Genomic DNA, 16,846 nt, shown 5'->3' with positions numbered 1-16,846 from the left:
CTTTTTTATTTTTCAGTCTGATGTTATCTAGCGATTACGCTTCATCAATAACCATAAACTCAACGTTAAGAAGAGTATTCCCGGTACTAATGCGGCAATCACTGCGGGTATGCCATAAACCAAACTTAATCGTCCTGAAACTTCATTGACAATATAGAATAAGAAACCAAAAGAGATACCCGTTAAAACTCTTAATCCCATTGGTACAGTACGTAATGGGCCAAAAATAAATGACAATGCCATTAACATCATTACAGCAACAGAGATTGGAGCAAAGATTTTTTTCCAGAAGTTCAGCTCATAGTTTGCTGACTCTTGCCCACTCTGTTTTAGATATTTAACGTACTGATAAAGCCCGCTGATCGATAATGCATCTGGATCTAACGCCACAACGCTTAATTTTTCTGGAGTTAATCGTGTTGGCCATTCAAGTGATACCTGTTTTTTACCTGTGATTTTTTGTGGATCAGTTAAATCTGACTGTTCAACTTGTTTCAACATCCACGTTTTTTTATTCACATCGTAGGTTGCACTTGATGCATAACGTACCGTTTCTAGTTTTCTATCATTATTAAAATCATAGAGTGTGATGCCTTGCATCTCATTTTGGCTCTTTATTCGGTTGATATGAATAAATTGATTGCCATCTTTAGCCCACATACCGCGGTTAGTCGAAACTAAAGAGTTACCCATGATTTTTTCGGCACGGTAGTTACGTGCGTACTGTTCACCTTGTGGTGCGCCCCATTCGCCAATCAGTACAGTTAATAGTACCAAGGGAATAGCGGTTTTCATTACCGAGCCTGCAATTTGCAAACGGGTAAATCCCGATGCTTGCATCACCACCAACTCACTACGCGTTGCTAATGCGCCTAATCCTAATAACGCACCAAGTAATGCCGCCATAGGAAAGAAAATCTGCACATCTTTAAGGATATTTAAAATGGCGTAAATACCCGCATCCAGTGTGGTGAAATCCCCTTGCCCTACTTTACGGAGTTGATCGACAAATTTGATAATGCCAGATAGTGAAACTAGCAAAAACAGTGTCATCAAAATCGACTGTAAAATAGTACGCCCGATATATCTATCTAGTACACCAAACATCAGGCAACTCCTTTCTTAAAGCGAGCGCGGAATTTACGCATAGGCAAGGTATCCCAAATATTCAATAAGATAGCCAAGGCAAGATAAGCGCCATTAACACTCCACATTGCAATTAGAGGGTCCAGTTTTCCTTTTTCACCGTTAGAGTGCAATGAACTTTGTAGTAAGAAGAACACCAGATAAAGCAACATGGCAGGTAGCATACTTAATACGCGACCTTGACGTGGGTTTACCTCACTTAAAGGCACGACCATCACCGCCATAATGATAACAGAGAAAATCAAAGTTAAACGCCAATGGAATTCAGCGATAGACTCTGTTTCATTTGAATGCCAAAGTTCAGTCATCGTTTTTTGTTCTACACGATTACTACTAATGGTAGATTCACGGTGCCCGATAACAGCTTGGTAATCATTAAAATCGGTAATACGAAAATCACGTAGCACAGCCGTACCTTCATAGCGAGTACCCTCACTTAATACAACTATCTGATTCCCGTTAGGTAATTCTTTGGTATAGCCTTTATCTGCCACCACGACAGAAGGACGTTGATCTTGTGTTGGACGCAACTGTGCAAGGAATACATCTTGGAATTGATTCCCTTTTACACTGCCAAGATAGAGCACCATATTGCGGTCACTGGACATTTTAAATTGCCCTTCCATCAATGCAGCTAAACTTGGGTTTGCTTTAGCATCCTCAAGGACTTGCTCTTGATGCACCGAAGACCAAGGAATAAGCCAAATGACATTTCCTGCGGCTAATGCGCTGGTGAGTAATGAAAGCAACAGTGCAGCTTGCACTAATGCTTTTTTACCTATTCCGCACGCATTCATGACGGTTATCTCACTTTCAACATAAAGTTTGCTGTAAGTCATCAGAAGCCCAAGAAAAAGGCTTAATGGAAGAATAAGCTGTGCCATCTCAGGAATTCCCAGCCACAGCAGAGAAATCACGAGGTTTGTAGGAATGTTACCTTCAACAGCAGCCCCTAAAATTTCAACCAGTTTCTGGCTAAAAAAGATAAGCATCAAAATAAATAAGATGGCTATCTGACTTTTAAGGGTTTCCCGAGCTAAATATCGAATTATAATCACGCTAGTTATGCCTGTGAAAACTTGTCTTTTTGCAGGAAAATCGCTAACTTCGTTGTATATCTATCATTTGTGCATCTCAGTTAGACATTCTTGCAGCCCAAATGATATCAAAACATGCTATAAACAGGTTCCCAATAAGAACAAGCTTATAAGTTAGCTAAATTAGTTGTGTTCAATTAATGCATTTAGCTTAACATAAAAAGTAAACTTTCTATGGGGTAGATTAATGCGGATCACTATTCTAAACGATACTTTCCGTTTTTGTCTTTAATATTCAGGAGAACGCATGGAGTTTAATGTAAAAAGCGGCAGCCCAGAGAAACAACGCAGCGCTTGTATTATCGTGGGGGTGTTTGAGCCTCGTCGTTTATCTCCGATCGCGGAGCAACTTGATAAAATCAGTGATGGCTATATCAGCGCCTTGTTACGCAGAGGTGAACTGGAAGGCAAAGTCGGACAATCATTGCTGTTACATCATGTACCAAATGTTCTCTCTGAGCGCGTTTTACTAATTGGTTGCGGTAAAGAGCGTGAATTGGATGAACGCCAGTATAAACAGATCATTCAAAAAACCATTAACACACTCAATGAAACTGGATCTATGGAAGCCGTATGCTTTCTGACTGAGTTACATGTTAAAGGTCGTAATAATTACTGGAAAGTGCGTCAAGCGGTTGAGACTGCAAAAGACTGCCTCTATACCTTTGATCAACTGAAAAGCAATAAGACAGAATTACGTCGCCCATTACGTAAGATGGTCTTTAATGTACCTACTCGTCGTGAACTACCAAGTGGTGAACGTGCAATTGCACACGGTTTAGCCATCGCTTCAGGTATTAAAGCATGTAAAGATTTAGCTAACATGCCACCAAATATCTGTAATGCCGCTTATTTGGCGTCTCAAGCTCGTCAACTAGCAGACTCATCTTCAAATGTTTCTACGCGTGTTATTGGCGAAGAACAAATGAAAGAGCTAAATATGAATGCTTACCTCGCAGTAGGACAAGGCTCTCAAAATGAATCTTTAATGTCGATTATCGAATATAAAGGCAATAAAGATCCTGAAGCTCGCCCAATTGTGTTAGTAGGTAAAGGGCTGACATTTGACTCGGGTGGTATTTCCATCAAGCCTGCTGATGGCATGGATGAAATGAAATACGACATGTGTGGTGCGGCAACGGTTTACGGTGTGATGCGTGTTGTTGCTGAACTCCAGTTACCAATCAATGTCATTGGCGTACTTGCGGGTTGCGAAAATATGCCGGGTGGAAAAGCGTATCGCCCAGGTGATATTTTAACAACCATGTCAGGACAAACCGTAGAAGTATTAAACACCGATGCTGAAGGTCGTTTAGTGCTGTGTGATACGTTAACTTATGTTGAGCGCTTTGAGCCTGAATTAGTTGTCGATATCGCTACATTAACAGGTGCTTGTATGGTGGCTTTAGGACATCACTACAGCGGATTAATGTCTAATCATAATCCATTAGCACATGAATTAATGAATGCATCAGAACAAGCAGGTGACCGCGCTTGGCGTTTACCATTAGGCGATGAGTTCTATGAACAAATCGAATCTAATTTTGCTGATTTAGCTAATACTGGTGGCCGTTTAGGTGGCGCAATTACTGCGGGTTGTTTCTTAGCGCGCTTTGCGACTAAATATAACTGGGCTCACTTGGATATTGCAGGCACAGCATGGCGTTCTGGTAAAGCAAAAGGCGCGACAGGCCGCCCTGTTTCTTTATTGTCTCAGTTCTTACTTAATCGCGCGGGTTTGAATAGCGACGAGTAATACCGCATAATTATCAGGGTTAAGGTATTACCCTATTATTATGGTAAATAGAGCAGACTCCAAGAAGGGTATTGCAACGCAATACCCTTCTGTTATCGGGATATCATGAAAAACGCCACGTTTTATTTAATGGAACACCCATCAATACACGATGATTTACAGGCTCATGAGTGGCTTGCCTGTCAACTTACTGCTGAACATTGGCGATTAGGCAAACGTATTTTGTTGGTTTGTGAGTCTCAAGCTCAAGCTGAATTGCTTGATGAGGCATTATGGGCAAGAGAACCTCATCAGTTTGTTCCTCATAATCTTGCAGGTGAAGGTCCTCGTTATGGCTCTCCTGTTGAGTTATGTTGGCCTGGAAAACGTGGTAATGCACCTCGTGATCTCTTGATTAATTTGCAATCGCAATTCGTAGACTTTGCCACAGCTTTCCATGAAGTGATAGACTTTGTACCTATTGATGAACAATTGAAACAGTTGGCGCGTGAACGATATAAAATTTATCGTAGCGTCGGCTTTACTTTGACAATGGCTACGCCGCCAACCTATTGAATACGTAAAAAATATGGAAAATAAATCCGCACCGAAAGAGCCATCGCTCGACACAACATATAATCCAGCAGAGATTGAACAACCTCTGTATCAGCATTGGGAAAAAAATGGCTATTTCAAAGCCAATGGCGATACAACGAAAGAAAGCTTCTGTATCGTGATCCCACCGCCAAACGTCACAGGTAGCCTACATATGGGTCATGCTTTCCAGCAGACTATTATGGATACCATGATCCGTTATCAGCGTATGCAAGGTAAAAATACCTTATGGCAGTCAGGTACTGACCATGCGGGTATCGCAACGCAAATGGTTGTTGAGCGAAAAATTGCCGCTGAAGAAGGTAAAAATCGTCATGACTATGGTCGTGATGCATTTATCGACAAAATTTGGGAATGGAAAGCAGAATCAGGTGGTAACATTTCTAACCAAATGCGTCGTTTAGGTAACTCTGTTGATTGGGAACGTGAACGTTTCACAATGGATGAAGGGTTATCTAAAGCGGTTAAAGAAGCTTTTGTTCGCTTACATAAAGAAGATCTAATCTACCGTGGTAAACGCCTCGTAAACTGGGATCCTAAATTACACACAGCGATTTCTGATCTTGAAGTCGAAAACCGTGAAGTTAAAGGATCTATGTGGCATCTGCGTTATCCTTTAGCGGATGGGGCGAAAACAGCCGAAGGTAAAGACTACCTCATTGTTGCAACAACACGTCCTGAAACCATGTTAGGTGATACAGGTGTTGCTGTTAACCCAGAAGATCCTCGCTATAAAGATTTAATTGGTAAAGAAATTATTCTACCAATCGTTAACCGCCGTATCCCTATTTTAGCGGATGAACACGCTGATATGGAAAAAGGTACAGGTTGCGTAAAAATCACCCCTGCTCACGACTTTAATGACTATGAAGTTGGACGTCGTCATCAATTACCAATGATTAATATCATGGATTTTGACGGCAATATCCGTGTAAGCGCAGAAGTCTTAGACACCAATGGTGTTGAATCTGATGTTTATAGCACTGAAATTCCAGCAGCCTACCAAGGTATGGAACGCTTTGCTGCACGTAAAGCAATGGTCGCTGAATTTGAACGTCTAGGTTTATTAGAAGAGATCAAGCCTCACGATTTAACCGTACCTTACGGCGACCGTGGTGGTGTCGTTATCGAGCCTTTATTAACAGACCAATGGTATGTTCGCGCAGCACCTTTAGCGAAACCAGCAGTTGAAGCTGTTAAAAATGGCGATATCCAATTTGTACCAAAGCAGTACGAAAATATGTACTTCTCATGGATGAATGATATCCAAGATTGGTGTATTTCTCGTCAACTGTGGTGGGGTCACCGTATCCCAGCTTGGTATGATAATGAAGGCAACGTTTATGTTGGTCGTGACGAAGAAGAAGTTCGTCGTGAAAACAATATCGCAGCTGATGTTGCATTACGCCAAGATGATGACGTACTGGATACGTGGTTCTCATCGGCACTATGGACATTCTCAACATTAGGCTGGCCTGAAAATACTGAAGCACTGAAGACATTCCATCCAACAAATGTTTTAGTCAGTGGATTCGATATTATATTCTTCTGGATCGCTCGCATGATCATGATGACCATGCACTTTATCAAAGACGAAGACGGTAAACCGCAAGTGCCATTTAATACGGTTTACATGACAGGTCTTATTCGTGATGAAGAAGGCCAGAAGATGTCAAAATCTAAAGGTAACGTACTTGATCCTCTGGATATGATCGACGGTATTTCATTAGAGAACCTGTTAGAAAAACGTACTGGTAATATGATGCAGCCACAAATGGCTGAAAAAATTGCTAAACGTACTAGCAAAGAGTTCCCAGAAGGTATTGAAGCACACGGTACAGATGCCCTGCGCTTTACCTTAGCCGCGTTAGCCTCAACGGGTCGCGATATTAACTGGGATATGAAACGTCTATCTGGTTACCGTAACTTCTGTAACAAGCTGTGGAATGCAAGCCGCTTTGTGCTGATGAATACAGAAGATCAAGATTGTGGCTACCAAGGTGGTGAGATGACATTCTCACTGGCTGACCGTTGGATCTTAGCTGAATTTAACAATACCGTTAAAGCCTATCGTGAAGCGTTAGACAACTATCGTTTCGATATCGCTGCTGGTATTTTATATGAGTTCACTTGGAACCAATTCTGTGACTGGTATCTTGAGCTATCAAAACCTGCGGTACACAAAGGTAATGATGCACAAAAACGCGCAGCGCGTCATACACTGATTGAAGTGTTAGAAGGCTTACTGCGCCTTGCTCATCCAATTATTCCATTTATCACAGAGACAATCTGGCAACGTGTGAAGGAAGTGAAAGGCATCGAAGGTGAAACCATCATGCTACAAGCTTTCCCTGAATTCGATGCATCACTTGTTGATGAAGCTGCACTTAACGATCTTGAGTGGATCAAAGAAGTTATCGTTGCTGTACGTAATATCCGTGCTGAAATGAATATTGCCCCAGGTAAACCACTTGAAGTTATCTTACGTGGTGCCGACGACAATGCTAAACGTCGCGTTAGTGACAATATTGGTTTCTTAAAAGCAATGGGTCGTTTAGCGGATATTCGTCCATTAGCAGAAGGCGAAGAAGCGCCATTATCAGTTAATAAACTGGTTAACGGTGCAGAATTGCTGATCCCAATGGCGGGCTTTATCGATAAAGATGCGGAGCTTGCACGTTTAGATAAAGAGCTTGAAAAAGTAGAAAAAGATATCACAACTTTAGACAGCAAATTATCTAACGATGGCTTTGTTAGCCGTGCGCCAGAAGCGGTTGTTGCTAAAGAGCGTGAACGCTTAGCAACATGCTTAAGTGCAAAAGAAAAACTAATCGCACAAAAAATCTCTATCGCCTCTTTATAAGCATAGTCGCTTTAAAGACACTGAGATTAATAATAAAAACCCGCGTTTATCGCGGGTTTTGACTTAATATCATTCAGCTAAAAAATAAAACCATTTTTCACTTCATTTCTTGTTATTCTCGGTTCTATTCTCGTCAATCCGCCTTTCTCCCCCTTATTTTCGCTTAAATTTAATCACTCGCTAAAATATAACGCTAGAAATAAAGGGGATAAGTAAGCAAAGAAAAAGGGTTAACGGTTTACAAACACGCTTAATCAATTAAGATAGTTTTTGTAGCCACCCGCGCTACTTTCAATGAAGAAGTTCCTTTCCGGTGCTCTCTCAATAAATAATCAAAAAGTATTCTACTAATAAGTGAAAACGATGAGTGCAACTATGACTGCAACCCAAGCTATAACCTCAAATATTGTTATCCGAGCAATTGAAGAAAAAGACAACGCAGGTATTGCACGCGTTATTCGTGAAGTCTCCGCAGAGCACGGTTTAACTGCCGATAAAGGCTTTGCTGTTGCCGACCCAATTTTAGATACCCTTTATGAAGTTTATCATCAGCCACGCAGTGCTTACTGGATTGTTGAGATGGATGGAGAAGTTGTTGGTGGCGGCGGTGTCGCACCACTTGCTGGAGGTGATGGCAATACTTGTGAATTACAAAAAATATACCTTTCATCCAAACTACGAGGCAAAGGTATTGCGAAAAAAATCGTTCTACAATCTCTTGAATTTGGTAAAGAGCAAGGCTTTAACCGTTGCTATTTAGAAACCACAGATATCTTAAAAGCGGCTGTCGGTTTATACGAAAAGCTAGGATTCGAATTTATTGATGAAGCATTAGGCAACACTGGACATAGTGATTGTGAGATCCGTATGGTGAAGCCACTTTAAGCGTTCTTGCTGTTCCCTAAGTAATACAATAAATAAAATAAGTTTTACTTTACCCGTATTTCTGATACGGGTTTTTATTGTCAAAAATAGCACCTATTAACACAAATTCTGTTTATCAAAATGATATAAATACAGTATATTTTATACTTATTCTCACAATTAATTTCTTAATTAATTATTATCAAAGTATTATTAATGAAATTCTTATCTTATATTTTATTAAAATCTACAAGTTTAATTTATTATTCATTTCACTCTAGATAACTCTATTTAACTTCTTAAATTAAATATCTCTTAGCTTCTATTTTATTTTAATTCTCCTTCTTTTTTATATTGCTATTTATCGCTAATTTAATATCTTTATGCAGATAAAGTCATGTGATGGCTTTTATAACTCTAAAATTTAAAAGGAATTTTTTCATGAAAAACTTTGTTAAAATTGCACTTATTGCTTCTGTAATTACCGTAATGACTGGTTGTACTGGTAGCGTATACAATAAAGAAAAAGACTGTAACTACGACTACTTACTGCACCCAGCAGTTTCTATTTCTAAAATTATTGGCGGCTGTGGCGACACAAGCAAATAAGAACTAAGAAATAAACATATTAATAAACTGCATTCTGACTTATTGTTGCTAAGAAAGAATGTAGTTTTTTATTTTTCATTTCTTGAAAAGAAATGAAAAAAAATTAAATCTATTACACTAAAAACTATTTATTCAATTATTTAAATATAGCCTATTTATTATTTCTATTTTCTTTATTACATCTCTTTTATTTCTATCTATTAAAATCATTCATTTTTTTTGAACACCATCAACAAATTCCCCCTATTTTGTTCATCTCGCGAACACTTTATGATCAGCTTCATTAAGAAATCGCGATAATCTGTATTACCTCCTTCTGTGTCTTGGTTATTGCGGTTTCTTTCCTTAACTCGGAGAACAATCATGACTATCAGACAGATTAATCATATTTATTCGGCGCCAAATTCACACTGGGTAGGTAATGGCTTTCCAGTCAGCACCTTATTTTCCTATCAGGAAAATGGTGAAAAACATAGCCCGTTTCTGCTGATGGATTATGCCGAGCCAACACTATTTAAGCCTGTTACTAATGCCCGTGGTGTAGGAGCGCATCCTCATCGTGGATTTGAAACCGTGACAATCGCTTATCAAGGCGAAGTTTCTCATCATGACTCTAAAGGTCATGCTGGAACCATCGGCGCAGGTGATGTGCAATGGATGACTGCTGCTTCTGGCATTTTGCATAAAGAGTATCACTCTGAAAAAATGACCAAAGAAGGCGGTGTATTGGAAATGGTGCAACTTTGGGTGAATCTGCCGACAGCGTACAAAATGACACAGCCTCGTTATCAGGCGCTAAAAGCAGAGGATATCCCTCATGTTGAATTACCTGATGGTCAGGGTTATGTCAGAGTCATTGCGGGTAATTATGCCAATACCCAAGGTGCCGCAATGACCTATTCACCACTGAATGTGTGGGATCTGCATTTAAATCACGCAGGTGTTTCACATTACAGTATTCCCGAAGGCCATAATGCAATGCTGTTTGTAGTAAAAGGTGCGGTACATATCAATGACAGTGAAATAGCACGCCAACATGACATGGTCGTGTTAGATAATCATGGCGATACGCTGACATTAGAATCAATGGGTGACACCCTTGTTTTAATTCTAGCAGGTGAGCCGATTAATGAGCCGATTGCTGGACAAGGACCTTTTGTGATGAATACGCAAGAAGAGTTACAACAAGCTTTTGATGATTATGACAATGGTAGATTTGGGGTGATGAACTAATCGCTCGATCTTAAAACCAATAACACCAGTCACAAAGTAATTATTTTGTGGCTGGTGCTATTATTTTGCACTGATAAATCAGGTACAAAAGGACAACATTTAGCAAAAATTAATGTAAGCGAGATGACTTATCAGACTCTTCTTCTTCGTCGTCTTCGTCTTCACCTTCTTCATCATCATACTCTGCGTCAGGATCTTCAAAATAAGTCCCCCAACCATCGTAATAGACACCCATTTTTTCAGCTAAATTCATTAATTGCTCAACTTGAGCATCAATAAGTTCAGCATTCAAACCACTTTCACTCACAGCATCAAAACAAACTAGGATCTCACCTGATTCGACTTCAATTTCCTCAGGCTCAGTCACTTCATAACCTAACTTAAAGACTTCAACTGCTGCTTTTTCTAGTGTTTCAAAGTTTTCACAAGAAATATGGTGCTCAATGGCATACAGTGCGTCAGGATCACTGCCATCTTCCAGTAACTCTTCAATAATAAGACGTGTTTCTTCACATTGTTCTGCTAACTCTTTGCTGTCCGCCATAATCATGCTCCGCAATAGTCTGAAAAGGTATCTCGTTCATTCTCCCACAGGCAGGATCAACACTCCATACTTAATATGATTCCCTTATCGCAGACTGTTTAAATTAAAAGTTTTGCCTTAGGGGTTGATGATGAATATTTATTAATATAAATTGAATATAAATTCAATAACAGGATATCACTCTATGAACCCTTTTTATCAAAAATCATTCTTACGTTTGCTTGATTTTTCACCTGTGGAAATTCAGCAACTGCTTACACTGTCAACGCAATTGAAAAAAGCCAAAAAATCAGGTCAAGAAACTCAATATCTTACTGGAAAAAATATCGCACTGATTTTTGAAAAAGACTCAACACGTACCCGTTGTGCATTTGAAGTTGCTGCATTTGATCAAGGCGCAAGAGTGACTTATTTAGGAGGAGGAAGCCAAATTGGGCATAAAGAATCGATAAAAGATACCGCTCGAGTATTAGGTCGTATGTATGATGGTATTCAGTATCGGGGTTACGGGCAAAAAACGGTAGATGCACTTGCACAATATTCAGGTGTACCTGTTTGGAATGGTTTAACCAATGAATTTCACCCAACACAGCTACTAGCAGATTTACTCACTATCACTGAACATCAAACTAAACCGTTATCAGAAACTGTGTTTGCTTACCTTGGTGACGCTCGTAATAACATGGGAAATACCATGCTGGAAGCGGCAGCATTAACAGGTATGGATTTACGTTTAGTTGCCCCTAAAGCATGTTGGCCTGAAGCAGGTTTAGTTGCTCAATGCCAAGAAATTGCAACAAAAAATGGTGGAAAAATCACACTCACTGAAAATGTCGCTGAAGGCGTTAAAAATGCAGATTTTCTTTACACTGACGTGTGGGTTTCTATGGGTGAACCGAAAGAGGTTTGGAAAGAGCGTATTGCTTTACTCAAGCCTTATCAGGTCAATATGGATGTTATAAAATTAACTGGAAATACAGATGTTAAATTCCTTCACTGTTTACCCGCTTTTCATGATGAAGAAACAACGATGGGTAAAGCATTAGCTGAAGAATTTAACCTATATGGTGGTTTTGAAGTCACTGATGAGGTTTTTGAATCAAAACACAGCATTGTGTTTGATGAAGCAGAAAATCGTCTTCACACCATAAAAGCAGTGATGGTCGCTACCCTTGCAAATCCTTTCTAAAATACATAATCATGCAAAACACCTATTTTTTATTTATCAAAAAATAGGTGTTTTCTTTGTTTTATCCCAAGCTTATTGATTTTTAAATCAAAAAAAAATTTTTAGAAAAAAACAAAAGCAAACGCTTGCGTGCAAATCTAAGATGCGTATAATGCGCCACAATTTGTCAGGAGGAAAGATGAAACAGCGCCTATTCCAATTTGTTACTAAAACAAGCACCTTAACTGGTCGCAAGCGCATTCTCTTTTTTCCAATAGCCCAATTTTTTAAAACCCCTCTTATTGAGGGGTTTTTTTTGGCCTGTAAAAAACCACTTATCGCACAATTCATCGCTAAAGGAGAACTCAAATGACTAATCCGCTCTACCAAAAGCATATTATCTCCATCAATGATCTGGACAGGGAAGATTTGGAAGCTGTTCTTCACGTTGCTAATAAATTAAAACAGCAACCTAATAACGAATTGTTAAAAGATAAAGTGATTGCGAGTTGCTTTTTTGAAGCATCAACACGTACTCGCCTATCATTTGAAACTGCGATTCATCGCCTAGGCGCATCTGTTGTCGGTTTTTCTGATGGAAGCAACACTTCACTGGGTAAAAAAGGTGAAACTTTAGCGGATACCATTTCGGTTCTTCGCACTTATGCTGATGCCATTGTTATTCGCCATCCTCAAGAAGGTGCAGCGCGTTTAGCTTCTGAGTTTGCTGGCGATATTCCAGTACTTAATGCGGGTGATGGCGCAAACCAACATCCAACACAAACTTTACTGGATTTGTTTACCATTCAAGAGACACAGGGTCGTTTAGATAATCTTAATATCGCGATGGTCGGTGACTTAAAATATGGCAGAACAGTTCACTCACTAGCACAAGCATTAGCGAAATTTAAAGGTAATCATCTCTATTTTATCGCCCCTAAAGTACTCGCTATGCCAGAGCATATTCTTCACTTACTGGAAGAGAATGGTGTTGAATATAGCCAGCATGAAACAGTAGATGAAGTCATGCCTGAGCTGGATATTCTCTATATGACTCGTGTACAGAAAGAGCGTTTAGATCCATCTGAGTATGCGAATGTGAAAGCACAATTTATCTTAACCAGTGCAGATCTTGTGAATGTGAAAGATAACCTCAAGATCCTACACCCACTGCCACGTATTGATGAAATCACTACTGATGTAGATAAAACACCTTACGCTTACTATTTCCAACAAGCGGGCAATGGTATCTACGCACGCCAGGCATTACTTGCCTTAGTTCTGAATAAAAACTTAGTTCTTTAATAAGGAGCACACCATGACACATGATCACAAACTAAAAGTTGAAGCTATCAAACGTGGGACTGTTATTGATCATATTCCAGCGCAGGTGGGCTTTAAAATTCTTTCACTGTTTCGTTTAACTGAAACTGATGAAAGAATAACAGTGGGTTTTAATTTACCTTCAGAAAATTTAGGTAAAAAAGACTTAATTAAAATTGAGAATGTCTTTTTAACCCCAGAACAAGCAAACCGTTTAGCAATGTATGCACCGCAAGCAACGGTAAATATTATCGATGATTATCAAGTGATTAATAAGATGGCATTAAGCTTACCTGAATTACTTGAAGATGTGGTGCCTTGCCCGAACAGCAACTGTATTAGCCATAACGAGCCAGTACAAAGTAGTTTCCGTGTGAAAAAACTGGCCTCAGATGTTGTATTAACCTGCAAATACTGTGAAAAAGAGTTCGAACGCCATGCGGTAATTCGTTAATTCTTTTAACTATCTGCTCGAAAGGGCAGATAGTTTTTTTATAAAAAAGAATAATTATCTCTTAAAAGCCCCAAGACTATTTTTACTAAAAATAGAAATAGTTTATTTCCTCTTTTTTATAAAAAATATTACTACAATTTCACTATTTTTATGGACTAAAAGTAGCGTCAAGATGCAGTATAACTCTACATTCATTTTCTTTTTACACTGACAAACTTTATGATAAAGCCTGACATCTGTCATATTGCTAACCTAAAGCACTGGCTATAATAGCGCCACACTAATCGAATGTTAGCGTTAATCTTATAAAAACAGGAGTTCTACATGTCTTACGAAATTAATACCGATAAAGCCCCTGCAGCAATCGGCCCTTATGTACAAGGTGTTGATTTAGGTAACTTAGTGATCACTTCAGGTCAATTACCTGTTGATCCTGCAACCGGTGAATTTGTTTCTGATAATGCCGCAGAGCAAGCTCGTCAATCTTTAGAAAACGTAAAAGCAATCATTGAAAAAGCGGGTTTAACCGTTGCTAACATCATCAAGACTACTGTTTTCGTAAAAGATTTAAATGATTTTGGTACAATCAATGCGGCTTATGAAGCGTTCTTTAAAGAGCATAATGCCGCATTCCCAGCTCGCTCATGTGTTGAAGTTGCACGTTTACCAAAAGATGCAAAAGTAGAAATCGAAGTTATCGCTATCCGTTAATTTCGTCTCAATAATGAGTCATAAAAAAGCAAAGGTCTCTTAATGAGCACTTTGCTTTTTTTATGTTCTCACTTTTTGATGAATAATTTATCACTTCTATTTTTGGCACATATTTACAATTCGGCTAATCCCTCTTGATACCTGACGTAGCAAAAATACCTTGATATAGATCAGTTTTAATGAAGATTATTTCCCTTCCAATAACTATATATTGTGCTTTAATACATACCGACCTACAACATATAGTAATTATACACATCTTATCCACAATAAGCCTGAATGCTGTGCCATCACCTGTTTTTATGGGATTTGAGCCTGTGGATAAATAGTTAAGGAGCAAGATTGTGAAAACCATAGTGATAAAACGAGACGGATGTAAAGTCTCTTTTGACCAAACCCGCATCAGCGATGCTATCAAAAGAGCCGCCGTAGCTTGTGAGATCACTGATGATGATTATTGCGATTCTGTCGCGCAATCCGTTTCACAATCTCTCGCAGGACGTTCGAATGTCGATATCCGTGAGATCCAAGACGCCGTAGAAAATCAGCTGATGGCTGGCGAACATAAAGATGTCGCCAGAGCCTACATTGAATACCGTCATGACCGAGATGTTGCTCGTGAGCAACGTGGAAGACTAACTCAGGAAATCCGAGGTCTTATCGAACAAAGTGATGTCTCTATTCTTCATGAAAATGCGAATAAAGACAGTAAGGTTATCCCTACCCAGCGTGATTTACTTGCGGGTATTGTGGCTAAACATTACGCAAAATTGCATATCCTGCCAAGAGATGTGGTACTCGCTCATGAGCGTGGTGAAATTCATTATCATGATCTCGATTATTCACCGTTTTTCCCTATGTTTAACTGTATGCTAATTGACCTTAAAGGCATGTTAAACAATGGCTTTAAAATGGGAAATGCGGAAATAGAACCCCCTAAATCTATTTCAACAGCAACAGCAGTAACTGCACAAATTATCGCACAAGTGGCAAGCCATATTTATGGCGGTACAACGATAAATCGTATCGATGAAGTATTAGCACCATTTGTAAAAGCAAGTTATGACAAACACTATAAAGTGGCAGAAGAATGGCAAATTGCTGACAAAGAAGCCTATGCCACTGCACGCACTGAAAAAGAGTGTTACGACGCATTCCAATCTTTAGAGTATGAAGTCAATACGCTGCATACGGCTAATGGACAAACCCCATTTGTCACTTTTGGCTTTGGTCTTGGTACATCAAAAGAAGCGCGTTTAATTCAACGCTCTATTCTTGAAAACCGTATGGCAGGTTTAGGTAAAAACCGTAAAACGGCTGTTTTCCCTAAACTCGTTTTTGCCATTAAAGATGGCTTAAACCATAAGTTTGGTGATCCTAATTACGATATCAAACAACTTGCTCTTGAATGCGCAAGTAAACGCATGTATCCCGATATCTTAAATTACGATCAAGTTGTGAAAGTGACGGGATCATTTAAAACTCCAATGGGTTGCCGTAGTTTCTTAGGTGTTTACGAAGAAAATGGCGAAATGATCCACGAGGGGCGTAATAACTTAGGCGTTATCAGCCTGAATCTACCGCGTATTGCTATTGAAGCTCAAGGTGATGAAGCGACATTCTGGTCACTACTTGATGACCGCCTTGAATTAGCGAAAAAAGCACTGATGACACGTATTGCTCGTTTAGAAAACGTCAAAGCGCGTGTTGCCCCTATCCTTTATATGGAAGGTGCTTGCGGTGTTCGCTTGAAAGCAGATGATAATGTGGCTGAAATCTTTAAAAATGGTAGAGCCTCAATTTCTCTTGGTTATATTGGTGTTCATGAAACCATTAATGCACTGTTTGGTACTCAAAAACACGTTTTTGACGACGAAACCTTAAGAGAAAAAGCGGTAGCGATTATTAATCGTCTACGTGAAGCCACAGATCAATGGAAAGCTGAAACAGGTTATGGCTTTAGCCTTTATAGCACACCAAGCGAAAACTTATGTGACCGTTTCTGTCGTTTAGATGCCGCAGAGTTCGGTATTCTTCCTGGTGTTACCGACAAAGGTTATTACACCAACAGCTTCCACTTAGATGTTGAGAAAAAAGTAAACCCATACGACAAACTGGATTTTGAAGCGCCTTATCCTCCATTAGCAAGTGGCGGTTTTATCTGCTATGGCGAATATCCAAACTTACAGCATAACCTTAAAGCGTTAGAGGATGTGTGGGACTATAGCTATACCCGAGTTCCTTACTATGGAACAAACACTCCAATAGACGAATGTTACGACTGTGGTTATACCGGTGAATTCTCTTGCACCAGTAAAGGCTTTACTTGCCCGCGTTGTGGTAATCACAACCCTGCTAGAGTCTCTGTTATTCGCCGTGTGTGTGGATATTTAGGCAGCCCCGATTCACGTCCATTTAATGCGGGTAAACAGGAAGAAGTTAAACGTCGAGTTAAACATCTGGCAAATGGTCAGTTAGGCTAAC

15 protein-coding genes are annotated in these 16,846 nt (G+C 39.5%); 12 read left to right on the top strand and 3 right to left on the bottom strand.

What is annotated here, in order from left to right; genetic code table 11:
• Positions 1-27: 27 nt before the first annotated feature.
• Together lptG and lptF are read right to left on the bottom strand one after the other, a co-directional pair.
• Positions 28-1,107, bottom strand: a complete 1,080-nt coding sequence (gene lptG / locus ACNARN_RS10685; protein ID WP_196533526.1) for an LPS export ABC transporter permease LptG — start codon at positions 1,105-1,107, stop codon at positions 28-30.
• A complete protein-coding gene (lptF, locus tag ACNARN_RS10680; protein ID WP_198620205.1) occupies positions 1,107-2,204 on the bottom strand; it encodes an LPS export ABC transporter permease LptF in 1,098 nt (365 codons plus the stop codon). Before lptF ends, lptG begins: the two co-directional genes overlap by 1 nt.
• Positions 2,205-2,490: 286 nt before the next feature.
• On the opposite strand from lptF, the gene pepA reads away from it, so the two are divergent.
• From pepA to ACNARN_RS10650, 6 genes are all read left to right on the top strand, one after another.
• The gene (pepA, locus tag ACNARN_RS10675) at positions 2,491-3,999 is read left to right on the top strand and encodes a leucyl aminopeptidase (RefSeq protein ID WP_006535637.1); all 1,509 of its coding nucleotides are present in this window, start codon (positions 2,491-2,493) and stop codon (positions 3,997-3,999) included.
• Positions 4,000-4,104: 105 nt separating this feature from the next.
• Positions 4,105-4,554 carry a DNA polymerase III subunit chi gene (locus ACNARN_RS10670; RefSeq protein WP_023583544.1) on the top strand — a complete coding sequence of 150 codons (450 nt, stop codon included), beginning with the start codon at positions 4,105-4,107 and terminating at the stop codon, positions 4,552-4,554.
• A 13-nt stretch (positions 4,555-4,567) separates the two neighbouring features.
• Positions 4,568-7,456 carry a valine--tRNA ligase gene (locus ACNARN_RS10665; protein ID WP_198626346.1) on the top strand — a complete coding sequence of 963 codons (2,889 nt, stop codon included), beginning with the start codon at positions 4,568-4,570 and terminating at the stop codon, positions 7,454-7,456.
• Positions 7,457-7,831: 375 nt separating this feature from the next.
• Positions 7,832-8,341, top strand: a complete 510-nt coding sequence (locus tag ACNARN_RS10660) for a GNAT family N-acetyltransferase (protein WP_198620261.1) — start codon at positions 7,832-7,834, stop codon at positions 8,339-8,341.
• 420 nt (positions 8,342-8,761) lie between these two features.
• Positions 8,762-8,929 (top strand): YhfL family protein, encoded by a 168-nt coding sequence (locus ACNARN_RS10655; protein ID WP_036914671.1) that lies wholly within the window; start codon positions 8,762-8,764, stop codon positions 8,927-8,929.
• A gap of 363 nt (positions 8,930-9,292) precedes the next feature.
• The gene (locus ACNARN_RS10650; protein ID WP_416304448.1) at positions 9,293-10,162 is read left to right on the top strand and encodes a pirin family protein; all 870 of its coding nucleotides are present in this window, start codon (positions 9,293-9,295) and stop codon (positions 10,160-10,162) included.
• Between the two features lie 109 nt (positions 10,163-10,271).
• Here ACNARN_RS10650 and rraB read toward each other — a convergent pair whose 3' ends face one another.
• Positions 10,272-10,706: a ribonuclease E inhibitor RraB gene (gene rraB / locus ACNARN_RS10645; RefSeq protein ID WP_416304447.1), complete on the bottom strand. Its 435-nt coding sequence runs from the start codon at positions 10,704-10,706 to the stop codon at positions 10,272-10,274.
• Between the two features lie 184 nt (positions 10,707-10,890).
• Between rraB and argF the strand changes: the two genes are divergently transcribed.
• The 6 genes from argF (at position 10,891) to nrdD (ending at position 16,845) form a co-directional block, all read left to right on the top strand.
• Complete coding sequence (gene argF, locus ACNARN_RS10640; protein WP_198620208.1) at positions 10,891-11,895, top strand: ornithine carbamoyltransferase; 1,005 nt, start codon at positions 10,891-10,893, stop codon at positions 11,893-11,895.
• Positions 11,896-12,073: 178 nt separating this feature from the next.
• Positions 12,074-12,247 carry a hypothetical protein gene (locus ACNARN_RS10635; RefSeq protein ID WP_162558370.1) on the top strand — a complete coding sequence of 58 codons (174 nt, stop codon included), beginning with the start codon at positions 12,074-12,076 and terminating at the stop codon, positions 12,245-12,247.
• Positions 12,244-13,179: an aspartate carbamoyltransferase gene (gene pyrB / locus ACNARN_RS10630; protein WP_109372663.1), complete on the top strand. Its 936-nt coding sequence runs from the start codon at positions 12,244-12,246 to the stop codon at positions 13,177-13,179. The genes ACNARN_RS10635 and pyrB overlap by 4 nt, the downstream gene beginning before the upstream one ends.
• Positions 13,180-13,192: 13 nt before the next feature.
• Positions 13,193-13,651: an aspartate carbamoyltransferase regulatory subunit gene (pyrI, locus tag ACNARN_RS10625; protein WP_109372664.1), complete on the top strand. Its 459-nt coding sequence runs from the start codon at positions 13,193-13,195 to the stop codon at positions 13,649-13,651.
• Positions 13,652-13,975: 324 nt separating this feature from the next.
• Positions 13,976-14,362, top strand: coding sequence for a RidA family protein (locus ACNARN_RS10620; RefSeq protein WP_006535650.1), 387 nt, complete (start codon positions 13,976-13,978; stop codon positions 14,360-14,362).
• Between the two features lie 344 nt (positions 14,363-14,706).
• Positions 14,707-16,845, top strand: a complete 2,139-nt coding sequence (nrdD, locus tag ACNARN_RS10615) for an anaerobic ribonucleoside-triphosphate reductase (protein ID WP_198620209.1) — start codon at positions 14,707-14,709, stop codon at positions 16,843-16,845.
• The last annotated feature ends 1 nt before the right edge of the window (position 16,846 follow it).

It is taken from the genome of Proteus sp. TSJ240517, from assembly GCF_047921575.1.
Classification (GTDB): Bacteria; Pseudomonadota; Gammaproteobacteria; order Enterobacterales; family Enterobacteriaceae; genus Proteus.
This window is presented reverse-complemented; position numbering and strand designations above follow the sequence as displayed.

Coding starts and splice junctions, on each gene's coding strand:
- lptG (WP_196533526.1), bottom strand. CDS start 1,107: ATGTTTGGTGTACTAGATAGATATATCGGGCGTACTATTTTACAGTCG.
- pepA (WP_006535637.1), top strand. CDS start 2,491: ATGGAGTTTAATGTAAAAAGCGGCAGCCCAGAGAAACAACGCAGCGCT.
- ACNARN_RS10670 (WP_023583544.1), top strand. CDS start 4,105: ATGAAAAACGCCACGTTTTATTTAATGGAACACCCATCAATACACGAT.
- ACNARN_RS10665 (WP_198626346.1), top strand. CDS start 4,568: ATGGAAAATAAATCCGCACCGAAAGAGCCATCGCTCGACACAACATAT.
- ACNARN_RS10660 (WP_198620261.1), top strand. CDS start 7,832: ATGACTGCAACCCAAGCTATAACCTCAAATATTGTTATCCGAGCAATT.
- ACNARN_RS10655 (WP_036914671.1), top strand. CDS start 8,762: ATGAAAAACTTTGTTAAAATTGCACTTATTGCTTCTGTAATTACCGTA.
- ACNARN_RS10650 (WP_416304448.1), top strand. CDS start 9,293: ATGACTATCAGACAGATTAATCATATTTATTCGGCGCCAAATTCACAC.
- rraB (WP_416304447.1), bottom strand. CDS start 10,706: ATGGCGGACAGCAAAGAGTTAGCAGAACAATGTGAAGAAACACGTCTT.
- argF (WP_198620208.1), top strand. CDS start 10,891: ATGAACCCTTTTTATCAAAAATCATTCTTACGTTTGCTTGATTTTTCA.
- ACNARN_RS10635 (WP_162558370.1), top strand. CDS start 12,074: ATGAAACAGCGCCTATTCCAATTTGTTACTAAAACAAGCACCTTAACT.
- pyrB (WP_109372663.1), top strand. CDS start 12,244: ATGACTAATCCGCTCTACCAAAAGCATATTATCTCCATCAATGATCTG.
- pyrI (WP_109372664.1), top strand. CDS start 13,193: ATGACACATGATCACAAACTAAAAGTTGAAGCTATCAAACGTGGGACT.
- ACNARN_RS10620 (WP_006535650.1), top strand. CDS start 13,976: ATGTCTTACGAAATTAATACCGATAAAGCCCCTGCAGCAATCGGCCCT.